This is a genomic window from Methanothrix thermoacetophila PT (genome assembly GCF_000014945.1).
Lineage (GTDB): Archaea > Halobacteriota > Methanosarcinia > Methanotrichales > Methanotrichaceae > Methanothrix_B > Methanothrix_B thermoacetophila.
The window spans coordinates 362,528-383,976 of the sequence record NC_008553.1 but is presented as its reverse complement, the minus strand read 5'-3'; the positions used below and the strand labels follow the sequence as shown (position 1 = coordinate 383,976).

General features: G+C 52.8%; 18 protein-coding genes. 5 read left to right on the top strand and 13 right to left on the bottom strand.

Translation table 11 applies throughout. The features are described 5' to 3' along the window. Positions 1–6: 6 nt before the first annotated feature. The 4 genes from MTHE_RS01950 to MTHE_RS01935 all read right to left on the bottom strand — a co-directional run bounded on the left by MTHE_RS01950 (position 7) and on the right by MTHE_RS01935 (position 3,393). Positions 7–612 carry a cyclase family protein gene (locus MTHE_RS01950; protein WP_175265693.1) on the bottom strand — a complete coding sequence of 202 codons (606 nt, stop codon included), beginning with the start codon at positions 610–612 and terminating at the stop codon, positions 7–9. Positions 613–627: 15 nt separating this feature from the next. Continuing rightward, entirely contained in the window at positions 628–1,263 is a 636-nt protein-coding gene (locus MTHE_RS01945; RefSeq protein WP_011695573.1) for a hypothetical protein, read from the bottom strand. A 140-nt stretch (positions 1,264–1,403) separates the two neighbouring features. Beyond that, complete coding sequence (locus MTHE_RS01940; RefSeq protein ID WP_175265692.1) at positions 1,404–2,063, bottom strand: hypothetical protein; 660 nt, start codon at positions 2,061–2,063, stop codon at positions 1,404–1,406. A 436-nt stretch (positions 2,064–2,499) separates the two neighbouring features. Further along, positions 2,500–3,393: a beta/alpha barrel domain-containing protein gene (locus MTHE_RS01935; RefSeq protein ID WP_011695571.1), complete on the bottom strand. Its 894-nt coding sequence runs from the start codon at positions 3,391–3,393 to the stop codon at positions 2,500–2,502. A 309-nt stretch (positions 3,394–3,702) separates the two neighbouring features. On the opposite strand from MTHE_RS01935, the gene MTHE_RS01930 reads away from it, so the two are divergent. After that, a complete protein-coding gene (locus MTHE_RS01930; RefSeq protein ID WP_011695570.1) occupies positions 3,703–6,360 on the top strand; it encodes a cation-translocating P-type ATPase in 2,658 nt (885 codons plus the stop codon). Between the two features lie 228 nt (positions 6,361–6,588). Here the strand turns inward: MTHE_RS01930 and MTHE_RS01925 are convergent, their stop codons facing one another. The 3 genes from MTHE_RS01925 to MTHE_RS01915 form a co-directional block, all read right to left on the bottom strand. Next, on the bottom strand, positions 6,589–7,368 hold the full coding sequence (locus tag MTHE_RS01925; RefSeq protein WP_232840877.1) for an ABC transporter permease: 780 nt from the start codon (positions 7,366–7,368) through the stop codon (positions 6,589–6,591). Next, positions 7,358–8,287: an ABC transporter ATP-binding protein gene (locus MTHE_RS01920; protein WP_011695568.1), complete on the bottom strand. Its 930-nt coding sequence runs from the start codon at positions 8,285–8,287 to the stop codon at positions 7,358–7,360. Before MTHE_RS01920 ends, MTHE_RS01925 begins: the two co-directional genes overlap by 11 nt. 829 nt (positions 8,288–9,116) lie before the next feature. Continuing rightward, positions 9,117–10,001: an MBL fold metallo-hydrolase gene (locus MTHE_RS01915; protein WP_011695567.1), complete on the bottom strand. Its 885-nt coding sequence runs from the start codon at positions 9,999–10,001 to the stop codon at positions 9,117–9,119. Between the two features lie 187 nt (positions 10,002–10,188). Here MTHE_RS01915 and MTHE_RS01910 point away from each other — a divergent pair, with 187 nt between their 5' ends. Both MTHE_RS01910 and MTHE_RS01905 read left to right on the top strand, forming a co-directional pair. Next, positions 10,189–10,986 carry an HAD family hydrolase gene (locus MTHE_RS01910; RefSeq protein WP_011695566.1) on the top strand — a complete coding sequence of 266 codons (798 nt, stop codon included), beginning with the start codon at positions 10,189–10,191 and terminating at the stop codon, positions 10,984–10,986. A 402-nt stretch (positions 10,987–11,388) separates the two neighbouring features. Then, positions 11,389–11,931 (top strand): hypothetical protein, encoded by a 543-nt coding sequence (locus MTHE_RS01905; RefSeq protein ID WP_011695565.1) that lies wholly within the window; start codon positions 11,389–11,391, stop codon positions 11,929–11,931. Positions 11,932–11,981: 50 nt separating this feature from the next. Here MTHE_RS01905 and MTHE_RS01900 read toward each other — a convergent pair whose 3' ends face one another. The 3 genes from MTHE_RS01900 to MTHE_RS01890 all read right to left on the bottom strand — a co-directional run bounded on the left by MTHE_RS01900 (position 11,982) and on the right by MTHE_RS01890 (position 15,086). Beyond that, positions 11,982–13,217: a tRNA (N(6)-L-threonylcarbamoyladenosine(37)-C(2))-methylthiotransferase gene (locus MTHE_RS01900; protein WP_011695564.1), complete on the bottom strand. Its 1,236-nt coding sequence runs from the start codon at positions 13,215–13,217 to the stop codon at positions 11,982–11,984. 18 nt (positions 13,218–13,235) lie between these two features. Then, a complete protein-coding gene (locus MTHE_RS01895) occupies positions 13,236–14,255 on the bottom strand; it encodes an AI-2E family transporter (protein WP_011695563.1) in 1,020 nt (339 codons plus the stop codon). Between the two features lie 102 nt (positions 14,256–14,357). Further along, positions 14,358–15,086 (bottom strand): hypothetical protein, encoded by a 729-nt coding sequence (locus MTHE_RS01890; RefSeq protein WP_175265691.1) that lies wholly within the window; start codon positions 15,084–15,086, stop codon positions 14,358–14,360. A gap of 340 nt (positions 15,087–15,426) precedes the next feature. On the opposite strand from MTHE_RS01890, the gene MTHE_RS01885 reads away from it, so the two are divergent. Continuing rightward, entirely contained in the window at positions 15,427–15,624 is a 198-nt protein-coding gene (locus MTHE_RS01885; RefSeq protein ID WP_011695561.1) for a hypothetical protein, read from the top strand. Here the strand turns inward: MTHE_RS01885 and MTHE_RS01880 are convergent. Then, complete coding sequence (locus MTHE_RS01880; RefSeq protein WP_011695560.1) at positions 15,621–16,955, bottom strand: signal recognition particle protein Srp54; 1,335 nt, start codon at positions 16,953–16,955, stop codon at positions 15,621–15,623. The genes MTHE_RS01885 and MTHE_RS01880 overlap by 4 nt on opposite strands. A gap of 378 nt (positions 16,956–17,333) precedes the next feature. Here MTHE_RS01880 and MTHE_RS01875 point away from each other — a divergent pair, with 378 nt between their 5' ends. Beyond that, positions 17,334–18,632, top strand: a complete 1,299-nt coding sequence (locus MTHE_RS01875) for a tryptophan--tRNA ligase (protein WP_011695559.1) — start codon at positions 17,334–17,336, stop codon at positions 18,630–18,632. Between the two features lie 246 nt (positions 18,633–18,878). Here the strand turns inward: MTHE_RS01875 and MTHE_RS01870 are convergent, their stop codons facing one another. Next, entirely contained in the window at positions 18,879–20,195 is a 1,317-nt protein-coding gene (locus tag MTHE_RS01870) for a sodium:solute symporter family protein (RefSeq protein WP_232840876.1), read from the bottom strand. Between the two features lie 682 nt (positions 20,196–20,877). After that, positions 20,878–21,186: a stress response translation initiation inhibitor YciH gene (gene yciH / locus MTHE_RS01865; protein ID WP_011695557.1), complete on the bottom strand. Its 309-nt coding sequence runs from the start codon at positions 21,184–21,186 to the stop codon at positions 20,878–20,880. Positions 21,187–21,449: the final 263 nt, after the last annotated feature.

Genomic DNA, 21,449 nt, shown 5'->3' with positions numbered 1-21,449 from the left:
CTACCTTCAGGACGGAGTCTCAGTAGTTAGACGCCACTCAGCCGGAGCCAGGATGGCCCTCACCGGAGACGCCTCAGCGCCCTCGATCTTGAGCGGCATGCAGATAAGCGTGTAAATGCCGGCTGGAACGCCATCCAGACACAACCCTTCCAGGATCAGAATGTCATTCGATAGCAGAATCCTGTGCACAACATCTCCTTCTAAACTGTCCACAGAAAGCGCATCTGTTCCCACTAGTTTTAACTTGAGATCCACACACGCCCTGGCAGCGCTCTCTGAGATCTCTCCCATGAGAGATCCTGTTCTGAACATGACTCCCTCTGCAGGAGGGTTCAGGCCCGATAGATTCTCAGGAGAGACGACCATTCCAGAGTCGATGAGAGCCACCATCATGATCAACCTCTCGATCGGTATCTCATGAACAGATCTGCCGCTGCTGATAAAATGAGAGGGCGCGTCGATATGCGTGCCAGCGTGGGCGCTGAGATGGAGTGCTGAGAGCGTGTACGGATCTCCTCTGTCCAGGCTTTTCAGCACATCTCTTGAGAACCCTGGATCCCCTGGATATACGGGCAGGCTGCTGCTCATCGTATGCGTTACATCATAAATCAAATGAGAGCGCATCTATCAACTCATCCCCATGCCACCGGCTCCACCCATGTTGATGCCTGGCGGGATCACACCTGCCGCAGGAGGCACGAGGTGCGCCAGGGAGTGGACATCTGTGTACCTGCTCTGGGCGCCGGTACCCTGCGTCTCAGATGAGTCCACGGATGTTGTGTTGGAGGATGTGGTTGTGGATTCAGGCTGTGTGGTAACGATGTCTGACTGCGCCTCCTTTACTGGGGTGTATCCAGAGGTATCTGGATTTATAAGGATAGCATCGAACTCTCCGCTCTCTGCGTTTCCGATGCTGTCAGATCTGTAGAAGGTTCCGCGCATCTCCTCGGCCAAGCAGCTGCCGATCAGTCTTATCTCAGCGATGCCGCCATCTCTTAAGAATGTAATTATAATCTCCGCTGTGCTGTTGTTCGTCGAACCCATAGCAACGCCGTTCCACGACTCCTCAGAGGAGCTGGCGGATCCGAAGAGCTGGTCCTCGTACTGATGGATGACCATCGTCACGGCCTTCTGGCCGAGCGAGAGCCTCCATATGCCCTCGAGAGCTGGCTGATCGATGGTCGCGTTCTGAGCCAGCCCTCCGCATGTGCAGAACACGAACACAACCAGAAGGGCTGCATGAGACCACTTACATCTGAGCATAGATAGCAGGTATCTCTGCTAATATTAATATTTGCCATTGCATAACCGGGATGGCGAGGTTCGGCTTGGGCGGAGCGCCATCGGTAGATCTACAGGGCAATCATGCCGTCCCTCGCGCTCCGGCTATGAGGAATGCATGCTTATACAAAAAGTCTTATGTCATTCACGGTCACCGTATAGAACGGATACTGTGTATCCACATATATGCGATCTCCCTGGTCGTAGATTGCCCAGCCACCGCTGTTTATGTTTCCGTTCAGGTTCATGAAGCACAGCATCGCTGGCAGCACAGGCGCGGGCTTGTCGTTATCAGGATCCGAATCTCTGACCCTGGTTCCCGCCTGGAGCGTCATGTATCCTGTTATGCGCACATCCCCTGCGTCGATCCTGCCGTACTCCGGACCGACGTCGAGGTAAACAGGATCCACGATGCTGTACGCCTCATCTCCGTCAACATCGAAGTAGACAAGCTGTGCGCCGGGCATGCCACTGACGCCGAATGGCGTGAGCTTGTAACCGTAATCCTGATCACCCAGCCTGACCTGGCTTCCAGCAGGATACGATCCGAAAGGCGTCAGCCTCACATCGTTCTCGTTGACGGCATCATCTGATGGGTCAACATCGATGTAAACAGGATCTGAGATGTCAAAGATTCCACGTATGTTCGCATCGGAGTAGGCGAACACAGGCGCGGATGAGAACGCGCTGAGTGCTCTTGACTCATCAGCATCATATGGCAGGACCTTGGAGCCGTAGCTCGGGTCTGCGACAGCTGAGCTAACAGTAATGAGCACAGCCATGAGGATGAGAATTCTCGTCTTTATACCCCCTTCACATGAAATATCATCATTACTTGATTTAAATTTTATCGTCATCTCTGATAGACCTGTCCGAATAAGCGAAAAATAATTGTGATAAACAAGAGCTGTAAGGCACATAATTTTGGCACATGCCTCTTATTCAGACGGATCAATCTCTGACAGAGATGCTGTATGTGTCTCTTTCATGATGTATGGAGGTATTGGATATCAGTAACGCGATGCGCTTTTCGTTCTGTGAGCCCTGTGCTGCTGAAGTGCGGACCGGTTGCACAGTATACGATTGAGTGACTCACTTGGATTTACAGGAAAAGAGCGCCGCCGCGTGTGGGCGCACCGGGGCCGCGGTCTCGAATGGATGATGCAGCAGAACCGGCTGCCTATGAGAGTATCGAAGGATCTGCGTGAAGCCCGGGGCTCAGCGCAGCATGCGCAGCGCCTCCTCCAAAGATCTGTTCTCGACGGTTATGGCGTATATCGCGTTGCACATCCTGATCGCATCTTCGAGGCGCTTCTGGTGTATGTTCCTGCCCGTGGCGTTTCCGGATGCACCTGAGATGTGTATCTGCTCGTGGAGCCGCTGGAGGAATAACTCAGGATCCTCGCTCGATCCGCCAGCGCATATCACCTTTGTTCTGCCTGCTGCCATCACAGCCTCCCTGAATGCGAGAGCGGGATTCTCCGCCTTGGGGTAGTTCACCTTCACGAAATCGCTTCCCAGTGCGGCTGCAACCCCACATGCTCCGGCGATCAGATGCGGGTCACGCTCGTCCTTCACAGCCTTGCCCCTCGGATACATCCACAGAACCACGACAAGACCGTGCCTGTGAGCTTCGTGCACCACCTGAGCTGCCTCTCTCAGCATCACAACCTCGTGCTCGCTCCCCGGGTAGACCGTGTAGCCGACACCCAGTATCCTGAGCCCGCTCTCCCTCCTGAACTCCATGACCTGCGAGACGTCCAGCCACGCCCTGCTCAGGGGATCTGCCTGTGATGTCTTTACAAGATTCGTCTTGGAGTTCAGCTTGACCAGATAGGGGACCTCAGGATAATCCATGCCATATCTGGCGATCAGGCCTAGCTGCGTCGCAAAAACGCCGATCCTGCCCCTGCTGGCTATCCTGAAGAGATGCTCCGGATCCGCATCGTCCTCTGATATCCCCGGACCGTAGAAGTCGTCGTTCAGATGCTCAACCTTCTGATCGCCTGCAAACAGCATCAGTCTGCCCGAACCCCTCGTGATCTCCATGTAGTTCCTGATGTACTCATCCCTGGCGTTTCTCGGAACATCAAGTGGCACATTCAGATCCATTCACATAACCCCGATAGTCTTGCAATAGTTTCAGCCTTCATCCCCTTAATCTTTTGCTGCACTGCAGTAGGATGCGTCCAAATAAGAGCTGAATTCAGAAATCTGTAGCGTGCTGCTTTTGGATGGAGAAGGTGCTCGATCCTTATCCGGACAGGTTCCTGCAGTAGGGTGTATCCGGTTAAGTATCTCCAGCATGCAAAAGCTGTAAGGCCCAAATTTCTGGCACCATCTCATACTCCGGACGGGTCTCTGCCAGATGATGTGTTGCCATCACAAGGGTTAATAGCACCGACCACAGACTGCGAGCTTATGGCAAACTGGCATGCTCTGCCGCCTGAAGAGGCTCTGAAGCTCCTGAACTCCGGACCCGACGGGCTCACAGATGCGGAGGCCGCATCCCGTCTTGAGAGGTTCGGGCCGAACGACCTCGCCCGGATCTCCGGACCCGGTCCTGTCAGGATTCTGCTGCGACAGTTCGAGAACTACATGGTAATTGTACTTATGGCTGCCGCTGTGATATCGTGGCTCTCGGGGGAGAGATCGAATGCGATCGTTGTTCTTGGAATACTGCTGTTCATAGCCATCCTGGGGTTCGTCCAGGAGTACAGGGCGGAGAGGGCGATGGAAGCGCTCAGGAAGATGGTCGCCCCCGAGGCGAGGGTCTTCAGAAGCGGCAAACTGATCACACTTCCTGCCAGAGATCTTGTACCTGGGGATCTCATCTACCTGGAGGCCGGCGATATCATCCCCGCGGATGCGAGGATACTTGATGCAGCCGCCCTGAAGACCGTGGAGTCGTCACTGACCGGGGAATCCACTCCGGTGAGGAAGAGTCCGGATCCTGTGGAGGAGGGCGCGCCTCTGGCGGATCGGAGCAGCATGGTGTTCATGGGCACAATGGTCATCTACGGCAACGGCAAAGCTGTTGTGACGTCTACGGGCTCCGATACAGAGATCGGAAGGATCTCGGGGATGATCCAGGAGACTCCTGCAGAGCCTCCGCTCAAGATCCGTCTGCAGCAGCTCTCCAAAAGCCTCGCGGTTCTGGTATTCATCGCAGCCCTAGTGGTCTTCTCGATCCAGGTCTACAGGGGCTATCCCGTTCTTGACACGCTTCTGATCGCAGCGGCTCTTGCGGTCGCCGGCATACCTGAGGCTCTCCCGTTCGTTGTGACACTCGCTCTGGCGTACGGAACGCAGAGCATGGCCAGGAGGAACGCCATTGTGAGAAGGCTTCCCGCAGTCGAGACGCTCGGATCCACGACAGTGATATGCACCGACAAGACCGGCACTCTGACCAGAGGAGAGATGACTGTGAGAGAGGTCTGGTGCGGGTGCAGGGTCGAGGTGACCGGCTCGGGATACGTGCCCGAGGGCGTCTTCAGGGTCAATGGATCTGAGATCGATCTAGGATCTGATGCTGCTGTGAGGGAGACGATAATCACAGGCGCTCTCTGCAACAACTCCGAGATCGTATTTGAGGATGGATGGCATGTCGTCGGTGATCCGACTGAGGGTGCGCTGATCGTGCTCGCCAGAAAAGCAGGTCTTGACGTCCGCGAGATGTGCAGGGAGGTCACCGAGTACCCATTTGCATCTGATACCAGAAGAATGACCACGGTGCACGAGTGCGACAGTGGTCTCAGAGTCTCGATGAAGGGCGCGGTCGAGGTTGTCCTGGAGAGATGCGCCTACATGATGGACTCCACCGGTCTTAAACCTCTTACAGATGTGGACAGGAGGAGGATTCTGGAGATCGCGGATGAGATGGCGGGACGGGCTCTGAGGGTCCTGGCAGCTGCGTTCAAGCGGATCGAATCCGAAGAACCGGACAGGGAGGTTCTGGAGAGTGATCTCATCTTCACAGGTCTCTTCGGGATGATGGACCCGCCGCGTGATGAAGTCTGCGGAGCTATAGATGTGTGCAAGAAAGCAGGCATAAGACCTGTGATGATCACAGGAGACCACAAGCGCACAGCTGAGGCTATCGCGAGTGAGCTGCGCATGCTCAACGGGGAAGTTCTGGATGGCTCTGAGCTCGACAGCATGAGCGATCAGGAGCTCAGTGATCGCATAGAAAGAATCTCTGTGTTCTCAAGGGCCACGGCAGAGCACAAGATGAGGATAATAAAGGCGCTGAAGGAGCATGGCCATGTCGTTGCAATGACAGGGGATGGGGTGAACGATGCACCTGCTTTAAGGTCGGCAGACATCGGGATCGCGATGGGCCGGACCGGAACTGATGTTAGCAAGGAGGCATCGGATATGGTGCTGGCGGACGACAACTTCGCCACGATAGTCGCAGCCGTTGAGGAGGGCAGGAGGATCTATGAGAACATCAGGAAGGCATCATCATATATGTTAGCAGTGACGTTCGCAGAGGTCGCTGTCATTCTGATTGCGGTGCTTGTCGGCCTCCCCGCTCCGCTCCTGGCGCTCCAGATACTCTGGATCAATGTGGTGGCAGAGGACTTCCCCGCGATAGGCCTTGCTGTGGAGCCAGCAAGGTCGGGCATCATGAACGAGCGCCCGAGAAACCCGAAGGAGCCGATTCTGTCGAGGGATCTTCTCATATACACCATCGGCACGTCGGCTGCGATGCTCATCGGAACGCTGGGGCTGTTTCTCCTCAACATCGATGGCGGGCTCGGCTACGCTAGAACTGTGGCATTCGCGTCTCTCGGCATATGCGCGATATATAATGCATACAGCAGCAGATCATTCCATCATTCCGTGCTTCAGATGAATCCCATGGGGAACAGGAAGCTGCTTGCTGGGATCGTGACCTCGCTCGCGTCCGTCCTGATGGTCATATACGTTCCGGTGTTTCAGGGGGCATTCGAGACGCTGCCGCTGACAATGAACTCCTGGCTCCAGGTCTGGCTGGTCTCGACGATAGTGATAGTCGTAGCAGAGGTGCTGAAGAGGTCGATGCTCAAGGCGTCTAAAACATGTGCAAGCCATTGATTGCAACGCACTTATTCCAATGGGCTTGCCGGAAAGAGGCACCTGTATTGCTATGCGTTTTTGGAGAATGAGTGGTGCTTCCAGCAGCCGGATTGCATTTCCTCCGGGTTGCTGAGCACGCAGGAGCTGACTGCAGTTATTCTCCACTCTTCTCCAGGAATAAGGAGACATGTCAAGCTGGCTTTTGAGTAGCTTCCATCCCAGGAGAATTCCTTGCGCACCCCCAGATCACTCTGATAGACGCAGGAGTATGCCTGTTTTCCTCGCCCTCTCGATCGTCATCTCGAGGACGATCAGGCCCGCGATCATGTATGCAGCCACCATTAACACCCCTATCACGATGTTGTGATCTCCAAAGCCGTACGCAGATCTGTAATACTCCAGAAAATACGTCAGCGGCACGGCACGGGCCATGAGCTGGAGCGGCTCCGGAAGGACGCTGACAGGATAGTATATCCCGCTTATGAGCATTATCACACCGCTGAGGCTCCATGCTGCAACGTCTGCCTTCTGCCCGAAGAGAAGTATCGAGATGCAGACGATCATACCGATGATAGCTGAGACCGCGAATACCCCTGCCAGAAATATCAACACTGTGTGAAATCCTCCTGCGAGAAAATCGAATCCGAACAGGATCCTGCTGATGACAACAAGTATCGTGAATGCAAATGTTCCCCGGACCATTCCGAAGAGGAGGGCACCAAGGACGAGATGGTATCCGCGCACAGGAGAGACGAACGTGTTCTTTATGCTCTTAGACCACATATCGAAGAGCAGGACGTATGCAACATCTATCTGGCATATCTGGAGTATTGTAAGCCCGATCGCCCCTACCAGGAGAAATGCGACAGTGTCTCCTCCCACCCCCAAAAATCTGGTCATCAGACCTATGGAGAGGAGGCTGATAAGAGGCCAGAATACGAGCTCGAAGACCGTGAACACGTTCCTCTTGGATATTATCCAGTTCTTGTATGCCGCTGAGAGGCACTTGTTGATCTCACCCTGCAAGCTCAATGAAGACATCCTCCAGATCCGGCTCTTCAAGCTCCAGCTCAAGTATTTCAGCACTCTGGAAGGTGCGCATGACCCTGCTGAATGTCGCCTCGTTTTTATCGACGACCAGATCCGCCCTTCCTTTTGAGATCTCAGCTGAAATCAGCCCCGGAATCGATCTCAGGGCGTCACAATCTATATTTCCACTGTACCTTATCCGCATCCTCTCTCCGATCTTCAGGTTCCTCTTCAGCCTGGCAGGCGTGTCCTGGGCGATGATGCGCCCCTCCTTCAGGAACGCTATCATCCCGCAAAGCTCCTCTGCCTCTGGCATGTAGTGCGTGGTCATGACAACAGAGACTCCCATGTCTCTGTGAATTCTCTTCACGAGTGCCCTTGTCCTCTGCGCCATCTGAGGATCCAGGCCGGTCGTCGGCTCATCCAAAAATAAAAGCTTCGGACCGTTCAGCATCGCCTTCGCAAGCGACAGTCTCTGCTTCACCCCGGTGGAGAGGTTCTCGAAGCGAGTGTCCTGATACTGGTACAGCTCGAAGCTCTCCATCGACCAGTCCACGGCCCTATCGAGCTCTCTTCCATGGAGACCGTAGAGCATGCCTGAGTGGCGCAGGTTCTCTTTGACGGTAAGGCTCCACGGAAAGTTCGGCTTCCCAGTGCTTATGTTTATGAGCTTCCTAACCTCATGTGTGTTCCTCCGGGCATCGATCCCCAGGATGGTGAGCTCACCACTATCAGGGTAGATGAGCGTGGAGAATATCGAGAGCAAGGTGGTCTTCCCGGAGCCATTCGGACCAAGTATGCCGAATATCTCCTCTCCGTCTATCAGGAGATTGATGTCCTTGAGAACCTCTTTTTTTCCCCGAAATATCGTGTTGAATCCCTTGCATATCCCCGATGCACAGACCGCATCCTTCATTATCTCACATTCTCCAGCAGTAAATGCTCTTCATTTCACTGCGCATTCGACCGTTCGCCAAGGTATCATGCCAGCCAGAGACGACCGATCTCGAGCATCCGATCTCTGAGCTGGCATGCCTAAAACATTTGTGCTCAGGTCATGTACCAGATCGCTGAATGGAAATTCGGGAATTGCATACACTGTCACAACAGATCGCAAATCCCGCGATGCCACTGCTGAGTTCGATGATCTGAGTACACGCTGCCGTATACTCGGATAGCTGAATAGGCTCTCAGGGATTAGCGTGCACCGGCATAATGCTACACGAACACCACGAGGTCGTATGTCTCTGATTTCAGTGATACGCGTACAATACAATGTCCCAAGCACAGCGATGCAGATCACGCGATCCAACCGCACAGCAGCATCGCTGGACGTGTCCGAATAATAGCCGAAATCAGAGATCTGTGGCTTTCTGCTTTTAAATGGAGGAGATACCCAATCCTTATTCGGACAGGTCCGCGTCGCTCTCCCAAAGGTTAATATATCGCCCCTTAGAATGGCATATGGTGGTGGATCGTATGGGAGGAAACGGTTTCGCAATAGCAGTGATGGTGTTGGGTTTCCTGATCGCATTCATGTTCCCGGTATATCTGCTGTCGGCACTCTTTGGTCTGATGTAGTGCCAGTACAGCGTAATTTTATTTCATCTGGGTCCCAGCACCGACTTAGGCACTGACTCAGCATTGAGGGCTGGCTTTATACCCCGGTTTGTGGTGCCGCTCTAGGTCGAGAGGGCCGGGCATGGTGGAGGGTTGCCTGCGCATGGTTCTGGATATTCTGCACGTCATTCTTGCTTGCTGCTCTCCTCGCCAACCGGAGAGGATCTGTATAGCTCCTTTCTCCTGGCTTCCAGCAGATCCGGTGCCCTGCCGATGAGCTCTGCCGCGCACAGCACCCTAACGCCAGCATCTTCAGCACTCCTGTAGACCTCAGGTATTCTCTCCGCATAACCTATGTCCCTCATGAAATGATGATCGATAACAACTGTCTTAACGGATGTATTACATATTATTTTTATAATATTATTCACAGATCTGCGTAGATCCTCCTCCGAGTAACGGTAGCCGAGCATGTAGGTCATCGGTCCATCAAGAATCAGAGTCCTTGGGCTCTCCTCGAGTATGAAAGTGACCTGATCATCCATTGCCGGCCCCTCCACGTCGCTGGTATACACTACCTTATCTTCTCCACATGATATTGAGGCCTCGATAACATAACCGAGTCTGTTTCCGGTGCCGTGGTATACCGGCTGGGAGAACCTTATAGTAAGCGGGCCGTGACCGAACTCCCCTCCATCCGCGATCTGTATATCAGCGTCCTCGATTCTGCTCAGAAAGTAATGAGCGCGGCGCTTCTGGCTGAAGTTGATCCTGTTCTTTGGATCCTTGATATAAACGATCTTTCCTCTGTAGAGATCAGGATCATTGGGATTATGATGGTCGTAGTGATAATGTGTGACAATAAGTATGTCGCTGGATTCCGCGAGACCTCTGACATCCTGCCATGTTGTATTCAGCCGGTCCAATTCAATGGGATGCGGCGGTAGGCCGTATCTTCTCGGGCCAAGAGAGACAGCAGGATCTATCATGACCCTGAGGCCTCTTGCCTCCAGGCATGTGGCCATCGATCTCACACCAAGGCTATCGAAGGCGATGGGGATCAGGTTCATAACGCCTCCATGGTGCTCGAAGGATCCGGGCTGCATACCGGAGCACCTGACGATCAACGGATGCGCGCTCATTGGAGTTATCTCTTCCGATACCTCGAAAAGCGTCCCCGATTTCTCCCATCAGGTGCATCTCACCCTCTGCTCCTGATCGATATATTCATCACCCATCCGCGAATATCAAGTGGTAATGGGCGAGCTGGCAGTTGTTCTTGATGTGGCAGGCACGCTGCTTCGGATGTATCGTGTGGCCAATGATCTAATTCACGGGAGGATCCTGGAGGGGATTGTGACAGCGCAGCTCATCATAGAGAGGCCGGGGCGGGCGCTTGTTGTGCCCCAGATGGATCCGGGGGATATCCAGAGGTGCCCAGAGGACACACATCTGCTCAAGCTGATAGAGATGAGCTCTGAGGGCATAGAGATAAGCTGCTACAGCACACCCGTCTCACATTCGGATGTGATTGAAGCAATAAGGTGCTCAGATGCGACCGTCAGGGATCTGCTGATAGCACATAATGCAGTCAGACAGAGATGCCCTGAAACATATCACACGACAGGGTTAATCGTGGATGCCGTGGATATGACTGTACCGTACATTGTAAGCACCGGTGGCGTGCCGTTCCCCGGTGTCAGATCTGTCCTGGATGAGCTCAGGGATATGGGAGCGGATATCTACATAGCGTCTGGAGACAGCGCCAGAAGTCTGATCCATATGGTCGATTACGGCATCGATCCTAAAAATATATACTCTGTTGCAGATCCGATGCGGAAGAGGGAGATCGTTAAGAGGCTCAAGGAGAATCACAGAGCCGTGGTGATGGTCGGCGATGGTCTCAACGATATCTATGCCTTAGAGGAGGCAGATCTGGGGGTGCTTACAATCCAGCAGAATCCAGACCCGCACCCCAGGCTGCTAGAGGTGGCGGATGTCATGATAAGAGATATCCGCCAGCTTCCGGCTGCAGTGAAGACATATATCCTGTGAACAGAAACTTGAGACAATGTAGTTCATGTGGCGCATCCAGTCAGCAGTGTTGCGAAGACATATATCCTGTGAACAGAAACCTGAGACAGGCTCATAACGCTGCACAAGCCTCATAAGCTCTTGTGTCTCAATAACTTGGAGGACATGCAATCTGGCTCTGGAAGTACTCATTTATTCTCCAGGAATGTATAGCAGGACAGGTGCCTCTTCTGGCAAGCATTTACATGGATAAAAGCGAGCTCATAAACACGGCTGATCTGGTATAATGGATCGCTGTGACCCATAAATCTCCTGTGGAAACCGCAGAGTGTACATCGAAATCTATATATAGTAGCGTCTGTTTAAGAGCAAATAATATTTTGCTTAATCCAAACAAACCATATAACTGATAGGTGTAAGCAGATGTTCGAAGAGCTTTTAGAGGTGTATAAAAACAGGGCCGCTGAAACTGAACGGAAGCTGAGGGAAGAGCAGGCCATGATTGAGCTCATAACTGCCGTAAACAGGTTGACAGAGAGTGCTGGGTATGGAAGGGATGTTGAGCTGCTCGGTCGACTGATCGATCAGGTAGACAGATTATCAAAAGAGGTCGCAGATCTGAAGACTCAGCTCAGAGCGAGACATGCCAGAGCCGCAAAGGATCTTGAGCACAGTGAGGGGCGTGCGATAGACAGGCATGCCAGAGCGCTGATAGAGATCATGAGCGAGAGGCCCGGGGAATACACCACTGCGGAGCTTGTTGATATGCTTGGGCTCAATAAAACGACCGTGATCTCGGTTATGAAGCGTGCCGCAGAGCTCGATCCCAGACATGTCAGGCTCACACACGGCAAGCGGAGGAAGCTGACACTGACATACCTGCTGGACGAATCGCTCACATCCAACAGTGGGTCTGATATGAGCGATCGGGAGCGCATGAAGCTAGAGCTCATGGCCCTCACATAGATGGCTGACATACAGTCGAGCTCTGTAGACTTTCACTCCGACTGGAGTGTTCACAGACTTTCAGTGTATCTGGCCTTTACGTAAAAGGGTGTTGCATCTATCGCTCTCGCTTTCACCCATTTCCCGGGTGAGCTGAGACCATGAACCACAACTCCGGTATAGTTCCTGGTCCTCGCCTTCATGGTGCCAGCTCTCCCCTGCTCGGTGACCAGCACATCCAGCGTCTCCCCTATGTACCGCCTGTTCCGTATTAGCGCGATATCCATCCAGAGCTCTGTCACTCTGCGCGATCTCTCTTTCTTTATTCTGTCAGGCATATCATGCATCATAAAGGCAAGTGTGTGAGGTCTCCGCGAGAATCTCGTGACGTTCACCTTATCAGGCTGCGTTATTCTTATCACATCCTCCGTCATTCTGAAATCCTGATCAGATTCTCCCGGAAAACCGGTTATGACATCTGTTGTAAGCGAGATCTCCGGGTATCTCGATCTGAACGCACTCACGACATTAACAAAATCATCGGATGTATAACCCCGTCTCATCCTCTCCAGGACCCTGTCGGAGCCGGATTGGAGTGGGAGGTGAATGAATCTGTAAATCTTCTCGTTTTTGTAAGAATCCAGGAGATCGTCGAGAATTTTCAGGACAGAGTTGGGGTTCATCATACCTACCCGTATCATGAACGCTCCATCTATATCAGAGAGAAGATCGAGAAGCTCCGGAAGCGACGCGCCAATGTCACATCCGTAAGCTCCGGCATCCTGTGAGGTCAGCTGGATCTCAACAGCACCGCTGCTTATGAGACGCATGACGTCTTTCTCTATTTCGTGCGGTTCTCTGCTCCTCAGAGTCCCTCTGGCCCTCTTCACTATACAGTATGCGCATGCTCCCAGGCACCCCTCTGAGATGTTGACAACGCCACAGAGGCTGCCGGGCAGACAGGATGCAGAGAGCTCCGATGTTGGATGCTCGGATCTTCCGAGAGCATCGAGGACCCTGTCTATGCCCCATCTGTTCAGAACACCCACGCACTCCACACTCTCAATCAGCTCTGGAATGGCAGCAGGCAAACAGCCTGCCACTATCAGCCTCCTGCCTTTGAGCTCGCCGATCCGCCTGAGCATGTTCCGCTCCGTGCGCGATGTCACTGCGCATGTGTTGAGGATCACGACCTCCGAGCCATCAAGATCGCTCTCCTGATGCCCATGCGCAATCAGCGCTCCCCTTAGCTCCATGGAGTTCCCGGTGTTCGATGTGCAGCCGTATGTCTCTATGCAGAACCTCATGCCTCTACCTCAGAGACCTTACAGATTCTGAGTTTCTTTCGCTGCCAGGGATTGCTCCCTCCTGACCTGATATATGCCTACGATCACACCCATGACCGCAGGTGCCAGGAAGAAACCGCCTATGCCAGCCACCATCGCTCCGCCCAGAAAAGAGAGCATCACAAGCAGAGGATGTATGGACGAGCGTGCGGCCACAAGATACGGGCGCACGATCAGCTCAGATGGGAGGTAGATCAGGGCGGATGCTACGGCGAAGAACATGAGCGCCTCGGCAGGCCCCATGTGGATGTATCTGTATATAGATACCGGCACAATGACAGCCCATGCTGTTAGTGCAGGCACCAGCCCTGCTATGAAAACCAGGCTCGCCATCGCAAACGGCCTGGGGACATCGAATGCATAGAAGACTATGGCAGAGATCACGCTTCCAACGATTGCGGTGTACATGCTGCCGAGAAATATACCGCTCAGGATCCTGTCGATCCTGTTGAAATACGCCCTGTATGTGTCAAGGCTCTCCTCAGGAACTATTGTGAACCAGGAATCGACAAACCGCTCGCCATCGCAGAGAAGAAAATAGCATACTGGTATTGCAACTATGATATTCACCGCCAGCAGAACCACTCTCCTCCCATAATCGAGCAGTGGCATCCTCGCTGCAACGTCAGCAACAAAGCTCAGAATGCTCTGAAGGCTTCCTGTGATGAGGGTGTATATCTCATCAGGAATCTCGAGGCCAGATATGGTGCTGCTCATCTCCCTCGCCATGCTGCCAGGGTTCTGGGCGATCCACATGAAGAAATTCGCTATCTCCATCACACCCAGGATCAGAACCAGCGAGATTGGCACTATTATCCCTATGGTGGCGATGGCTGAGCCGAGGCGTTTCCGGGGCCCGAACATATCGCGTATCGGCCTGCCGATGTATGCGAAGACTGTGCCGAGGATGATGCCATCCACTAGCGGGAACATGAAGTAGGCTATGGCGATGAACGCTATGAGAACAACAGCTATCATCCAGTTACGCTTGATGTTCAAGGTCTCACTGCTTTGCCCAAGAATGTCAAACTGTAAAAATCTTTTCCGATGAGCACAGATACAGCCCCAGCTGCGGGGATCGGATTCATCTCAGCTGGAGCTTCAGCTGCTCGTGTTGATCGCCATCCTGAATTCATATGCGCTCGTCTCCGCTCTTCTCGCATTCATCTCAGCCGATTCAGCCATCGATCTGGCAATGCTCGCGTTCTCAGATGCATAAACCGCCATCTTTCTCGTCAGATTGTATATCGAGAGGATCTCAGATCTCACACTTTCGGTCTCATTGAGTGCAACCCTGCATTCGTATGCGCTCGTCTCCGCTCTTCTCGCATTCATCTCAGCCGATTCAGCCATCGATCTGGCAATGCTCGCGTTCTCAGATGCATAAACCGCCATCTTTCTCGTCAGATTGTATATCGAGAGGATCTCAGATCTCACACTTTCGGTCTCATTGAGTGCAACCCTGCATTCGTATGCGCTCGTCTCCGCTCTTCTCGCATTCATCTCAGCCGATTCAGCCATCGATCTGGCAATGCTCGCGTTCTCAGATGCATAAACCGCCATCTTTCTCGTCAGATTGTATATCGAGAGGATCTCATCTCGCTCTCTCTTCATCTCAGACAGCAATGATTCTGCCTGATGCACCATCGCGCTGGTGCTCAGCGCCATCACTTGTGGGGATGCAGGCGCTGCAAATCCGCTGGTCCCAAATGCGGGAACATATCCCGGCGACCTCGCACCTACATTCAGGTTCATGACATCCTCAGTAGCGCCGCGTCCAAGCCATAACGGCTCCTGGGCAGAGGAGATTGTGAGCAGCATCACGAGCATAATAAAGACAAAAGACAGACGTGTATACAATCATATCACCCCTATAGTAACACAAAGTAAATCATCATTGCGAGAATATGTAGCATCATTTAAATACCTTTCTGAGTAAATGGATACACACATGGCCATTGCTGCGCCATCGAACCCAGAGTTGTATAATCGCATAAGAATGTAATGCATGGCAAACAAGTGCTGTATGGCTAGTATTTCTGGCCCCAACCTTTTATTCGGACCGATCCTCCTGAGGGGATGGGCATTTATATATTGATTCGTTCCCATTCACTTACATCAGGATAATCTGAAGGGAGGGATATGCCTGAAGCTTGGAGATGTTCTGAAGGTGATCATTGGCATTCTGGTGGCTGTCGTGGGCATATGGACCATGGCCAACCCGGCATGGTTCGGGCATAATAGCTGGATGTACGGGCTGAACTGGTGGTCGTACACAGCAAGCATAATCAAAGGGTCCATAGGCCCGCTGCTGATACTGGTGGGAATTGTGATAGTATGGATAGCATATGAGGAGTCGAGGGTCTAGACCTTCGGCTGGCCCAGACGCTTCATGAGCTTCTTCATGTTCATGCGCCCCATTCCCCCTCTCATTCCTTTTATGGCCTTCTGCATTGCAGCATGTGACTTCAAAAGCTCCTTGACAAGCTCAGGCCGTGTGCCGCTTCCGCGTGCGATCCTCTTAATTCTGCTGGCGTTAATTATCTTCGGGTCCTCAAGCTCCTCATCTGTCATGGAGTCCATTATGAACCTGTATGCTTCGAGCCTCTCCTTTGTTACCTGATACTCTTTATCAGAGAGTTCGATGCCTATTCCACCAAATGGGAGCATCTGCATAATCTGCTTCAACGGACCCATCTTGTTCATGGCCTCGAGCTGCTTGTACATGTCCTTCAGGGTGAACTTCCCCTTCATCATCGCATCGACATCGACATCGCTCTCGATCTGGACCTCCTGCGCCTTTTCGATCAATCCCTTTATGTCTCCCATGCCGAGAAGGCGTGATATGAACCTGTCAGCCTCGAACTTCTCTAGATCCGATGCGGTCTCGCCAACGCCTATAAACGCGACTGATGTCTTCGTCTCGGCGACCGCGCTCAGCGCACCACCGCCCTTCGCGGTGCCGTCGAGCTTTGTTATTATGACCCCTGTAATCCCAACAGCCTCGTTGAATGCCCTGGCCTGCTCGCTCGCCTGCTGTCCTATAGCAGCATCCATGACGAGCAGCTTGTGATCCGCATTCACAACCGCATGGATATCCTTCATCTCCTGGATCAGATCGCTCTCGAGTGCGTGTCTACCAGCTGTATCCACTATTCGCACGTCGTACTTCTTTGTTGCCTCAAGGCCGTTCTTTGCGACCTCAGGCGCGTTCTCGTTTCCCTTCTCCCCGTAGAAAAATATCCCCTGGCGGTCGCAGAGTGCCTTGAGCTGATCGTACGCCCCCGCCCGGAAGGTGTCCGCGCATATGACAGCTGTTCTCAACCCCCTCCTCTGGAAGTATGTCGCAAGCTTTGCAGCTGTGGTGGTCTTGCCGCTTCCCTGGAGGCCTACAAGCATGATCGTCTGTTTTTTAAGAGGGATGTCCGTGCCCCTCCCGATGAGATTGATCAGCTCCTGATAGACTATGTTTATCACGTGCTCTCTGGGATTCATCCCTGCAGGTGGCTTTTCGTTGAGCGCACGCTCGCGTATCCTGTTCGAGAGGCTCATCACCAGCTTGACATTCACATCAGCCTGCAGCAGGGCGCGCTGGATGTCGCGCACAGCGTCGTCCACAAGAGCCTTATCAACACGTGTTGCCGAGGCTATCTTCTTCAGGGCACCTCGAAGCGATCCGCCTAGGTTATCGAGCACCATATTTCTCACACAGACTTACAGAAGCTGTATCTACATGTTCATAACTTTTGGCATTGAAAACCCGGACCTGTCCGAAATATGAGATAAATCCAGAAATTTGTGCCTTACTGATTTCGGATGTCGCAAGCGCTTAATCCTTGTTTGCACATGTCCGGCTTGCATGGGGGTGGCGCTATCACAATCACTAGGCATGCGTCGCAAGCGCTTAAATCCTTGTTTGCACATGTCCGGCCCGGGGGACGTGTCCGGATAAGGAGGGAGTCTATTTGATGGACAATATCTTCAAGGCGCACGATTCAAACACACGGCCTTTGTTCGGATAGGTCTGGATCGGGGATGAGATAACTTAAATATACGTCCGGATCATTGCCCCCAGCCATGGAAGTGAAGCTGGACCCCTGGGGCACATCTCAGATCGAAGATTACTCAAAGCTGTTTGAGGAGTTTGGCATCTCTCGGTTCGAGGAGATCTTGCCGGAGATCGATGATCCACATCCATACATGAGAAGGCGTATAATATTCGGGCACAGAGATTATGATGTCGTCCTAAGGGCGATGAATGAGCATAGGCCGTTTGCAGTCATGAGCGGCTTCATGCCCAGCGGCAAGGCGCACTTCGGCCATATGATGGTGATGAACGAGATCATATGGCATCAGAAGCACGGCGCGGATGCGTTTGTGGCCATCGCAAACATGGAGGCACATGCCGTGCGCGGGATCAGCTGGCAGAGGTGCAGGGAGCTCGGCATCAATGATTATATCCTAAGCCTAATAGCGCTCGGCTTCGAGCCCACAGGCCACATATACTTCCAATCTGAGAACTACAGGATGAGAGATCTTGCCTTTGAATTAGCCGCGGAGGCGAACTTCTCGGAGGTGAGCGCGATATACGGATTCTCCGGAGAAACATCAATCGGCCACATGGAGAGCGTGATGGCTCAGAGCGCAGACATCCTCCATCCGCAGCTTCCGGACTACGGTGGTCCGAAGCCTGTTGTCGTTCCGGTGGGGTCCGACCAGGATGCACACATGAGGCTGACCAGAGATCTCGCATACAGGATGCGAAAATTTCTGGTCGAGCAGAGGGAAGGATACATAAGCATTCGGGGCAAGGCGGCGGGTCCTGATCTCATCAAAGCGGCTGCAAATGCGCTTAGCGAGGCTGGATACACGATAAAGCAGTACTCAGAGCACATAGATCTCTTCGACGGTGTCAGTGCTGAGAGGATCGACGAGCTCATAAGAGAGGTTGAGGTGAATAACGGCGAGTTCGGCTTCATCCCACCAGCCTCCATATACCACAGGTTCATGACCGGCCTGACAGGAGGGAAGATGTCGTCCAGCCGGCCGGAGAGCTACATAGCACTGACAGAGGATCCTGATGAGGCTGCGAACAAGATCATGAAGGCGATAACCGGAGGGAAGCAATCTCTCGCCGAGCATCGACGCTATGGAGGGGAACCCGAGAGGTGCGCTGTCTACGAGTTTCTGCTGTTCCACCTAGCCGAGGATGACAGTGAGCTGGAGGAGTTGTACAAGGAATGCAGGAGCGGCAGGCAGATGTGTGGCTCGTGCAAGAAGATCGCTGCAGCCCGAATCAGGGAGTTCCTGAAAGAGCATCAGAGCGCCCGTAGGGATGCGATTAACAGACTGAAGGAGTTCGGGTTGAAGGCGTGATCTGAGCCAGATCTTCTCTTCTGGCTCACGTTGCTGTATCGGAGGAGATCCGGGTTCGGGTGTATTCAGACCCGTATCAATCGTCTCCCCACATCGGTCGTGCACCACTTGATGAACCAGATCACTTAATCGTTCAAGTTTGTTGAATCGCAGAGGGTCTCCGACCCTTTAGGGGAGGGAATAAAGTCGTGGAGAGGTTGGTAAGATCTCACTACCGGCATTCTCCGGGCACTCATGTCTCTGAACTCATTCAGTCACTCTACGTCTTTTCTCCACTGCGCTGACAATCGCCATCGTTAAAGCTGATACGCATATTCCAGAGAGTGGGAAAACTTCAGCCAGCAGTAGCGATGTGGCTCCACCGCATAGCATGCCGGCAGTTGCTGAGCTCTGGGTCAGTCCAAGCCGCTCTCTGTGAAAACCTGCAATCACCGGAACCAGAAAGCCCCCTGAAAATACAGTGTAGGCGAGCATCAGCGTTGATATGATCCCTGGAGTGCTCATCGCCAGCAACATGGAACATGTGCCTATAAAGAGCGCCGCCAGCCATCGTGCTCTCACTCCCGATCCCAGGCCGAGATCGAGGGTGAGTATGGAGGATGCGGTCAGGAGAGATGTATCGGCTGATGACATCACGGCCGCCAGAAATGCTGCTGCGACCACTCCTCCCGCCCACGGGGGAAGGATATCAGTTATAAGCAGTGGCAGCGCGTCCTCCGGCCGGATATCAGGGAGCAGATGCTGCGCGAATATCCCGATGGATGTGATGACGAATGCAAGTGGTATGATTATCATCGCTGAGAATATCGCGGCGACCCTGGCAGATTCGGGGTTTCTGGCAGAGAGGACTCTTGAGTAGATATCAGGGCCGATGAGGTACATCGACCCGACCACCACAACCATTGATATAATATCCTGCAGACTCATCTGCTCAGACATTGGAAATTCCAGGCGGTTCAGAGCTTCGGGCGCAGATCTCAGGCATATCGCGAACATGAGGATCACTCCTGCAAGAATCACATAGATCTGCCACAAGTCTGTTCTGACAACCGCACGCTGTCCGCCGTGTGCCGTGTACGCAACCAGCACGACTGCCATGGCAGACATCCAGAACCAGTCGTGCCCAAACAGCGCGCCCATGATCCTCCCGGCAGCGACAATCTGGGCTGCGATCACTCCAAGCCATGAGATCAAGATGAGGATGGAAGCTGTTTTTTTAGCGGAAGATCCATAAAAAATTCCTATCAGGTCGGGCAGCGTTCGCGCTCCAGTTCTTCTCACAGCATGTGCCACCTTTGACAGGACGAGAAGTCCCAGGGCGCCGGAGAGGAGCCACCATGCCCCGGGGAGTCCTCTGGAGTATCCGAGGCCGACAAGACCTATCGTGGATGATGCTCCCAATATCGTGGCAACGAGCGATCCTGTGATGTGAAGCGTGCCAAATCCTCTGCCCCCAAGAAAGAAATCATTCCAGGACCGCTCGCTTCGGACAAGGTATCCCAGGAATGCTGTTATCAGAAGGTACAGAAGTATAGGTATCAGCATCAGGTGGCCATCGTGCATACCTACAAATGAAATTGTAAACATTTATTTCAATTTCGGTTTACAATAGGATATCGAACGCCAACGCCAATCTGCAGCGCTGTAGCTCTCCTCTGAATGGTGCGGTTACATGCTTCAAATCAGAAGGCTGCTGATGCACCCGCTGAGATCGCCTATAAATCCATGAGGCCGAAGCACCAGGGGAGCAAATGTATTCAACCAGCATCAATCGCCCCATACCTCGCTCTGTGAGATCACCGATCCACTCAACAGCAGCGAGGATTTGTCCGAATAAGGATTAAATGTTCTCTCATATGTACGTGGCAACTTGTAGGGCATGCGATGTGGTTGGTGATAGCACGCATTCATTCGACACGAACGCATATCATGACCACTGTTCCTTCGGGCAAGTCATCAAATGGATAAGAGCGTAAATGTCTATGACATCCAAAGGACCTGTCCGAATAAGGATCGAGTAGCTCCTCCCTGCAAAAGCAGCACGCCACAGATTTCTGAATTCAGCTCTTATTCGGAAACATCCCATCCAAAAGCAGTAAGGCCCAAATTTACGGCTTCAACTTATTATTCAGGCATGTTCTCCAGTGATGAGACAATCTATAAACTAAAAGAGATGTTGTGCGCCAGACCGCAAAGATCTGCATGCAAAGCTATGCTCCGAAGGCAGGCTTCGCCGAATACGCTCTCAGAGGCTTATCTGACTGGCGCTGAAACCTTTTTTACTTAGCAGGTCTTTGATCCTGCCGATGTGATTGCCCTGGAGCTCGATGACGCCGTCCTTCACAGTCCCGCCGCATGCAAGTTTGGACTTGAGATAGGTGCAGAGATCCTGCAGGTCTATCTCATGTGGATCTATGCCCTGAATGACTGTGACCTCTTTGCCATATCTCCTTTTGTGGATCTTGACGACGATTCTCTGCTGCTCCTTGGCTACCTCTTCACATATGCAGAGCTCCTTGGGAAGACCGCAGACCGTGCACATCTCTGAGCTCATCTTTTTGCAGGTACCTCCATAAAACCCAATCTATATCCGTAGGATTTGCTATTAAAATCTGGTGGTGTCTCACATGGACCTGTCCGGATAAGAGCTGTGGTCGGAAATCTGGATCTTTCCCCACTTCTGCACATCATAAACACCAAATCCTTATTCGGACACGTCCGCGTAAGGGCGTGTGTCGGATGAGGATAGAGTATCTCAGACATACAAAATCAGTAAGGCCCAAATCTCTGGCCTTAGCTCTTATCCTCACAGGTCCT

Coding starts and splice junctions, on each gene's coding strand:
- MTHE_RS01945 (WP_011695573.1), bottom strand. CDS start 1,263: ATGCTCAGATGTAAGTGGTCTCATGCAGCCCTTCTGGTTGTGTTCGTG.
- MTHE_RS01940 (WP_175265692.1), bottom strand. CDS start 2,063: ATGGCTGTGCTCATTACTGTTAGCTCAGCTGTCGCAGACCCGAGCTAC.
- MTHE_RS01935 (WP_011695571.1), bottom strand. CDS start 3,393: ATGGATCTGAATGTGCCACTTGATGTTCCGAGAAACGCCAGGGATGAG.
- MTHE_RS01930 (WP_011695570.1), top strand. CDS start 3,703: ATGGCAAACTGGCATGCTCTGCCGCCTGAAGAGGCTCTGAAGCTCCTG.
- MTHE_RS01920 (WP_011695568.1), bottom strand. CDS start 8,287: ATGAAGGATGCGGTCTGTGCATCGGGGATATGCAAGGGATTCAACACG.
- MTHE_RS01915 (WP_011695567.1), bottom strand. CDS start 10,001: ATGAACCTGATCCCCATCGCCTTCGATAGCCTTGGTGTGAGATCGATG.
- MTHE_RS01910 (WP_011695566.1), top strand. CDS start 10,189: ATGGGCGAGCTGGCAGTTGTTCTTGATGTGGCAGGCACGCTGCTTCGG.
- MTHE_RS01905 (WP_011695565.1), top strand. CDS start 11,389: ATGTTCGAAGAGCTTTTAGAGGTGTATAAAAACAGGGCCGCTGAAACT.
- MTHE_RS01900 (WP_011695564.1), bottom strand. CDS start 13,217: ATGAGGTTCTGCATAGAGACATACGGCTGCACATCGAACACCGGGAAC.
- MTHE_RS01890 (WP_175265691.1), bottom strand. CDS start 15,086: ATGCTCGTGATGCTGCTCACAATCTCCTCTGCCCAGGAGCCGTTATGG.
- MTHE_RS01880 (WP_011695560.1), bottom strand. CDS start 16,955: ATGGTGCTCGATAACCTAGGCGGATCGCTTCGAGGTGCCCTGAAGAAG.
- MTHE_RS01875 (WP_011695559.1), top strand. CDS start 17,334: ATGGAAGTGAAGCTGGACCCCTGGGGCACATCTCAGATCGAAGATTAC.
- MTHE_RS01870 (WP_232840876.1), bottom strand. CDS start 20,195: ATGCACGATGGCCACCTGATGCTGATACCTATACTTCTGTACCTTCTG.
- yciH (WP_011695557.1), bottom strand. CDS start 21,186: ATGAGCTCAGAGATGTGCACGGTCTGCGGTCTTCCCAAGGAGCTCTGC.